The sequence below is a fragment of the Aliivibrio logei genome, assembly GCF_001691055.1.
GTDB classification, from domain to species: Bacteria; Pseudomonadota; Gammaproteobacteria; order Enterobacterales; family Vibrionaceae; genus Aliivibrio; species Aliivibrio salmonicida.
This window is the reverse complement of the sequence record NZ_MAJU01000012.1, coordinates 222,113-228,767: the sequence shown is the minus strand read 5'-3', so window position 1 is coordinate 228,767 and position 6,655 is coordinate 222,113. Positions and strand designations below refer to the sequence as shown.

Sequence of the window (6,655 nt, the reverse complement as noted above, 5' to 3'; positions counted from 1 at the left end):
CCCAATCGCCTGATGCACCAATAAATGTATCACGGAAACCAAGAGTACCACCAGAAACACCACCATGTGGCCAATCAGTGCTATCTACATAACCAGATTCAATTTGCATTGTAATTAACACATTTTCAAACATTTCTTTATGCGCACGAAAACCAATGCGTGATTCATTTTCTACTACATAACCAGAACTTGTATCATTATTATCAGTTGTGTTGTAGTTAACCAACGAAATAGCGGCTACGCCGTAAACTTCAACATTAAAATCAGAGTTGATACCAACTTCTTTTGCTGTCACACCTGAAGATGCTAGAGCAATTGCTGCACCTAATAGTGTAGTTTTAAAAAATTTGTTTTCCATGGAATAAAGCTCCTAAAAATGGATATAGCTGTGTTCATTATTTACTGGCTTTAAGTTGGCCGCCGAAAGCAGTAAATAAATCTCCTAATTTCACCAATTCTCAATGTGAATCATCAAAAATTGTAATTACCTTATAGTTTTCCTGCATACACTCTGTGCATCCATGAGACAAACAATAAACCCTTATAAAAAAACATAAAACAAAAACTTAATTTCCATTAAAAAAAATATGACCGAGCGCAAACTTCTTTCGCATTAGTGATTAAGATCAAAATAAATAGATCGAAAAACATCAAAAAACAACAAGAGCATCTAAAACAGTCACTTATAAATATAAAAAAATAGTCAATGCGACCAATGTCACAATTACTTACTGATAATTATAAAAGTCAGTTTGTATTTTTTATTTTGTCATCATTTATTCACATCCCACTAAATAGTGGATAAAAACAAAAAGTAAATTTAAAACATAAAAAAAGGAGCCTTAAAGGCTCCTTTAGTTGCATGACTTATTATTAATTATTTAATATTTCAATCAACTGTTCTTCATTCATTATTTCAACACCTAGCTCTTCTGCTTTAGCTAATTTTGAACCAGCCGCTTCTCCAGCAAAAAGAATATCGGTATTCTTAGAGACACTACCAGCAACTTTAGCACCTAATTCTTGCAGTGCCGCTTTAGCTTCATTGCGTTTTAGTTTGTATAATGTTCCTGTCAAGACAACAACTTTACCTGCTAGTGGCTGAGGAACCGATTCATCAAGCGCTTTAATATCCGGCCAATTAACGCCCATCAGTTGTAAACTTTCAATCACAGCTTGATTATGAGGCTCACTAAAGAAACCAAGTATATGTTTAGCAACAATATCGCCAACATCACTGACTTCAATTAATTGTTCAAATGTGGCGGAACTTATTGCATTTAATGTTTGAAAATGGAGAGCTAAATTAGCCGCAGTCGCCTCTCCAACTTCTCTGATCCCTAAAGAATATAAGAAACGTGATAACGTCGTTTCTTTCGCTTTATTTAATGCATTGACCACATTCTGCGCTGACTTTGGTCCCATACGATCGAGGACGGTTAATACACCTGCAGACAGTTTAAATAAATCAGCCGGTGTCTCCACCATTTCTTTATCTACGAGTTGCTCTACCACTTTATCTCCCAAGCCATCTACATCAAGCGCTTTGCGAGAAACAAAATGCTTTAACGCCTCTTTACGTTGAGCAGGGCAAACTAAACCAGCGACACAACGCGTGACGACTTCGCCTTCAATACGTTCCAGTTGAGAATCACAAGCAGGGCATGTTGTTGGATAGATAATCGCCTTACTGTCTTCAGGACGACGAGCTTCTACGACTGATACAATCTGAGGGATAACATCACCAGCACGACGAATAATGACAGTATCACCAATATGAACCCCTAAGCGAGCAATCTCATCGGCATTGTGTAATGTCGCATTACTCACCGTCACTCCGCCAACAAAAATAGGCTCTAATTTGGCTACGGGGGTTATTGCCCCAGTACGACCGACTTGAAATTCAACATCGTTTAAAACGGTCAGCTCTTCTTGAGCAGGAAATTTATAAGCAATAGCCCAACGCGGGGCTCTTGCAACAAAGCCTAGTTGCTCTTGCAAAGAAATACTATCAACCTTAATCACTACACCATCAATTTCATATTTCAATGCATCTCGACGCTCGAGAATGTCTTTATAATATGCTTTTACATCGGTCAGTGAGTGGCATTGTTTTGTCTCTTCACACATAGGTAAACCCCAGTTTTTTAACTGAACAAACCGTTGATAATGACTGCCTTCTAGCTCCCCCCCCTCAATGATTCCTACACTATATGCATAAAAGCTCAATGGGCGAGTTGCTGTGATTTTTGAATCAAGTTGACGCAAACTGCCAGCGGCCGCATTACGGGGATTAGCAAATGGCTTCTCAGCACGTTTTAGCGCTCTTTCATTTAACGCATCAAACCCGGCTTTAGGCATGAATACTTCACCGCGAACCTCTAAACGAGTTGGCCACCCTTCTCCTTGCAACGTTAGCGGTATGCAACGAATAGTTCTTACATTCTCTGTAATATTTTCGCCTGTTGCACCATCACCACGAGTTCCCGCTTGAACCAACAGCCCATCAACATACAAAAGACTTACCGCTAAACCATCAAGCTTAGGCTCACAACAAAACAAGGAAACAGAATCCGAAATAAGACGATCATTGATGCGTTTTTCAAAAGAGTCGAGTTCATTATCGTTAAATGCATTATCTAATGACAACATAGGGATCTCATGTTGAACTTGAGTAAAACCACCTAATGCTTCACCACCAACTCGCTGGCTTGGAGAGTCGACAGTCATGAACTCTGGGTGTTCTTTTTCAATCAACAATAGTTGCTGCATCATTCGATCATATTCAGCATCAGGAAGCTCTGGACTGTCTTCAACGTAATAACGGTAAGCGTGATAATTAAGCTGTTTTTTAAGCTCATCTAGTGTTTTTTCAATACTCATGACGGGTCAACTTCTTGTTCTTTTATTGATGGTATACAAACAAAAAAGACTCACGAATGAGCCTTTAAAAATTAAGATAATAATAGACGATTAATTACAAAAAACTTTTACTCGTTGTTTGTATTCATCTATTTTATTTGGTGTAAGCATATTTCGTTTTTCATCCAACACATTTCCACCAAGCTCTGAAGCGACTAATTGTGCCGTTTGTAGCATTAGTTTGAAATTATAATCAGCTTCACCATTACATGGCAATGGTAAGAAAAATGAAATACCTGGAGTCGAAAACTCTTCACCCTCTGGTACTTGGAAATGCCCTGGAGCAACCATATTAGCAGTACTAAATACAACTTTACCAGAACCGGCCAAATCAGAATGACGATGGTAAATAGCCATATCACCGAAGATTAATCCATTTTGCTCTAAGCTATTAAATAAACGATTACCATTAAATCGCTCATTCCCCATACCATGCACATTGATGACAATCACATCTTCTTCTGGCTCAGGAACAACTTCAGGCTCTATTTCAGGAATAATCACGGGTTCAACGGGCGCTGGAACAACTGAAGACTCTTTGTGAAAAGTCGGTTCAACATCATCAATCGCAGAAAACGAAATAGTTGGCTCTTCTTTTACCATCGATTCAGAAATTGAGGGCCTTGTCATTACAGGCTCTTCAATTACTTTCGGCTCCACTTCCTTTTCTTCTTCATTCTGTTTAAGAATCGCGTCAGTGCCACCATCAAACAACGGATCTTGGGATAAATTAGGTTCATCACGACCAAATGCTGGTTCTTTTCTTTCTTGACGAACGTCTACTACGCTTTCTTTTGGTTGTTCAAAACCACGAGCTGGGGTTGGTTGCTCATCTTCACTTTCAGAATCAAAATCGATATCTACTTTCTTACCAAATTTTGAGCTTGTCTCTTTTCGACTTGTCCATAAGCCATGAAACAACAATGCCGCAATGGCCAATGCCCCAACAAGTATCAACACTAATCGCAATTCTTGCATCGCTCACTCTCTGCTTTATTAATTCTTCTTACTGTATATAAGGAAGAAATATTATCACTACTATTAAGGTAGCCTAACCAATAGTGCTAATCTACCATTACTTATTGGTAATGTACCAAATAATAGGGTACTTGTTGAATAACAAAATGAAAGTGGTGACATAAATCTTACAAATGAACAATATCAGTCGCTAAATTATCGGTAATTGCATTTCTTTGTGCGTATTTTTGAGTATAGTGAATAGATGATACACAAACTGTAAATATAGATTATGAGTTCATTTAAACAAACCCAATCTGGTGTTCAATACTTTGTGAAAGGGATGTCACTTGCAATGACCCCTGGTATTCGACGCTTTGTCTTTATTCCCCTACTGATAAACTTTATTTTATTAGGCGGTTCATTTTTTTATCTCTTCAACCAAATTGGTGGATGGATCGAACAAATTCTAGCCCAAATACCGAGTTGGTTAGATTGGTTATCGTATTTACTATGGCCTTTCATTGTCATTAGTATTCTTGCGGTATTTTCCTATTTCTTTAGTACGATTGCGAATTGGATTGCAGCACCATTTAATGGCTTACTAGCAGAGCATTTAGAAGCAAAATTAACCAATCAACCCGCGCCTGACGGTGGGGTAATTGACGCATTAAAAGATTTCCCGCGGATCTTTAAACGTGAATGGCAAAAACTGAAATATTACCTACCTAAAGCGCTAGGCTTGTTTATTCTCTTCTTTATTCCGGCAATAGGACAAAGTGTGGCTCCTATTCTTTGGTTCTTATTTACGGCTTGGATGATGGCAATTCAATATTGCGATTATCCATTTGATAACCATAAAGTACCATTCGAAGTGATGAGAGATGATTTAAAAACAAAGCGTGGTAAATGCCTATCATTTGGATCGCTAGTTACTCTCTTTACGATGACCCCTATTCTAAATTTATTTGTAATGCCTATTGCTGTATGTGGCGCAACAGCAATGTGGGTAGATGTTTATCGTGATAAGCACTCTCGCCTTTAATGCTTAAACCCACATAGAATAAGTTCATCTATATCTTATAACCTTTAGATCCTTTCTCATTTAAGTAACTCTTCGTATTCTAGATAGGTCGAGTTGCTCAAACGAGCGTCCAAAATATTTACTTTATAATTAATCACGCTTTACGTGAAATGAAGGAACAGATCATGACAAAGATTTACGAAGATAATTCACAAACGATTGGCAATACCCCTCTTGTACGTTTAAACCGTGTGAGTAATGGTAATGTATTAGCAAAAGTAGAAGCACGTAATCCAAGCTTTAGCGTTAAATGCCGTATTGGTGCAAACATGGTTTGGGAAGCAGAAAAAGCAGGTACATTAAGAGAAGGCATAGAGTTAGTTGAACCAACATCAGGAAATACCGGCATTGCATTGGCTTTTGTTGCCGCAGCTAAAGGGTACAAACTAACACTAACTATGCCTGCATCAATGAGCTTAGAACGTCGTAAGCTGCTTAAAGCACTAGGGGCAAACCTTGTTCTTACTGAAGCGGCAAAAGGCATGAATGGCGCCATCGCTAAAGCGGAAGAAATTGTAGCAAGTGATCCAAGTAAATATTTACTTCTTCAACAATTTAATAACCCTGCAAACCCGGCGATTCATGAAAAAACAACAGGCCCTGAAATCTGGGAAGCGACTGATGGCAACATTGATGTATTTGTTGCTGGAGTAGGTACTGGAGGTACATTAACAGGCACCAGTCGTTACTTAAAACATACTCAAAATAAAGCCGTACTGTCTGTCGCTGTTGAACCTGCAGAATCACCAGTTATTGCCCAAGCACTTGCAGGCGAAGAGATAAAACCAGCACCACATAAGATTCAAGGGATCGGCGCTGGATTTATTCCAGGAAACCTAGATTTAACGCTAATTGATCGTGTTGAAGCCGTGACATCAGAAGATTCAATCGAAATGGCTCGTCGTTTAATGGAAGAAGAAGGCATTTTAGCTGGCATCTCTTCAGGAGCAGCCGTCGTTGCAGCAAACCGCATTGCAGCACTTCCAGAGTTCGCAAATAAGCAAATTGTTGTCGTATTACCAAGTTCGGGTGAACGTTACCTAAGTACAGCACTTTTTGCTGGTTTGTTTACAGAACAAGAAAATGAGCAATAAAACCGCAACATTCATGTGTTGAAATCAATTTTTACGCCAAAAAAGCCCCTTATGGGGTTTTTTTGTTGATTTCATTTCCCTCCTTAGTAATAATCAAGCCACTTTATTTTTAGGTGTAAAATAATTACAATCCGTTATAAAGTATCACTGAGAAGTGAACTTAAGATTACAAAATAAGTAAACTTATATAAAATTACTGTCATTAATCTATTTAACATTCGTGGATTGTGTCTATCACAATGATGTGCGAAAGTAGTTTTCAGAAACGAATGGGTTAACGACATTAATTCAACATAAAATATAAATCGGGGTATACACAATGTATTCACAAGACGTAGTAATTACTGCAGAAAATGGCCTTCACACTCGTCCAGCGGCTCAGTTCGTTAAAGAAGCGAAAGGTTTTGATGCAAAAATCACTGTTACTTCTAATGGCAAAAGCGCAAGCGCTACTAGCCTTTTCAAACTACAAACTTTAGGTCTAACTAAAGGTACTAACGTAACTATCTCTGCCGAAGGCGCTCAAGAAAAAGAAGCAGTAGACCACCTAGTTAAACTAATGGACGAGCTGCATTAATCAGCTTTTTCTTTAATTATT

The 6,655-nt window shown here is 38.3% G+C and carries 5 protein-coding genes and 1 pseudogene; 3 read left to right on the top strand and 3 right to left on the bottom strand.

The annotated features are described in order from the left end of the window. From A6E04_RS13120 to zipA, 3 genes and pseudogenes are all read right to left on the bottom strand, one after another. Positions 1–358 (bottom strand): annotated as a pseudogene (locus A6E04_RS13120) (porin); the annotation flags it as partial. A 515-nt stretch (positions 359–873) separates the two neighbouring features. Continuing rightward, positions 874–2,883 carry an NAD-dependent DNA ligase LigA gene (ligA, locus tag A6E04_RS13115; protein ID WP_017021179.1) on the bottom strand — a complete coding sequence of 670 codons (2,010 nt, stop codon included), beginning with the start codon at positions 2,881–2,883 and terminating at the stop codon, positions 874–876. 90 nt (positions 2,884–2,973) lie between these two features. Further along, the gene (gene zipA / locus A6E04_RS13110) at positions 2,974–3,900 is read right to left on the bottom strand and encodes a cell division protein ZipA (protein ID WP_017021180.1); all 927 of its coding nucleotides are present in this window, start codon (positions 3,898–3,900) and stop codon (positions 2,974–2,976) included. A 271-nt stretch (positions 3,901–4,171) separates the two neighbouring features. On the opposite strand from zipA, the gene cysZ reads away from it, so the two are divergent. From cysZ to ptsH, 3 genes are all read left to right on the top strand, one after another. Further along, on the top strand, positions 4,172–4,924 hold the full coding sequence (gene cysZ / locus A6E04_RS13105) for a sulfate transporter CysZ (RefSeq protein WP_017021181.1): 753 nt from the start codon (positions 4,172–4,174) through the stop codon (positions 4,922–4,924). 164 nt (positions 4,925–5,088) lie between these two features. Beyond that, positions 5,089–6,057: a cysteine synthase A gene (cysK, locus tag A6E04_RS13100; RefSeq protein WP_017021182.1), complete on the top strand. Its 969-nt coding sequence runs from the start codon at positions 5,089–5,091 to the stop codon at positions 6,055–6,057. A gap of 319 nt (positions 6,058–6,376) precedes the next feature. After that, the gene (gene ptsH / locus A6E04_RS13095) at positions 6,377–6,634 is read left to right on the top strand and encodes a phosphocarrier protein Hpr (protein ID WP_005420435.1); all 258 of its coding nucleotides are present in this window, start codon (positions 6,377–6,379) and stop codon (positions 6,632–6,634) included. Positions 6,635–6,655: the final 21 nt, after the last annotated feature.

Bases quoted from the DNA above. Each gene is read 5' to 3' on its own strand.
- ligA (WP_017021179.1), bottom strand. From the start codon at position 2,883: ATGAGTATTGAAAAAACACTAGATGAGCTTAAAAAACAGCTTAATTAT.
- zipA (WP_017021180.1), bottom strand. From the start codon at position 3,900: ATGCAAGAATTGCGATTAGTGTTGATACTTGTTGGGGCATTGGCCATT.
- cysZ (WP_017021181.1), top strand. From the start codon at position 4,172: ATGAGTTCATTTAAACAAACCCAATCTGGTGTTCAATACTTTGTGAAA.
- cysK (WP_017021182.1), top strand. From the start codon at position 5,089: ATGACAAAGATTTACGAAGATAATTCACAAACGATTGGCAATACCCCT.
- ptsH (WP_005420435.1), top strand. From the start codon at position 6,377: ATGTATTCACAAGACGTAGTAATTACTGCAGAAAATGGCCTTCACACT.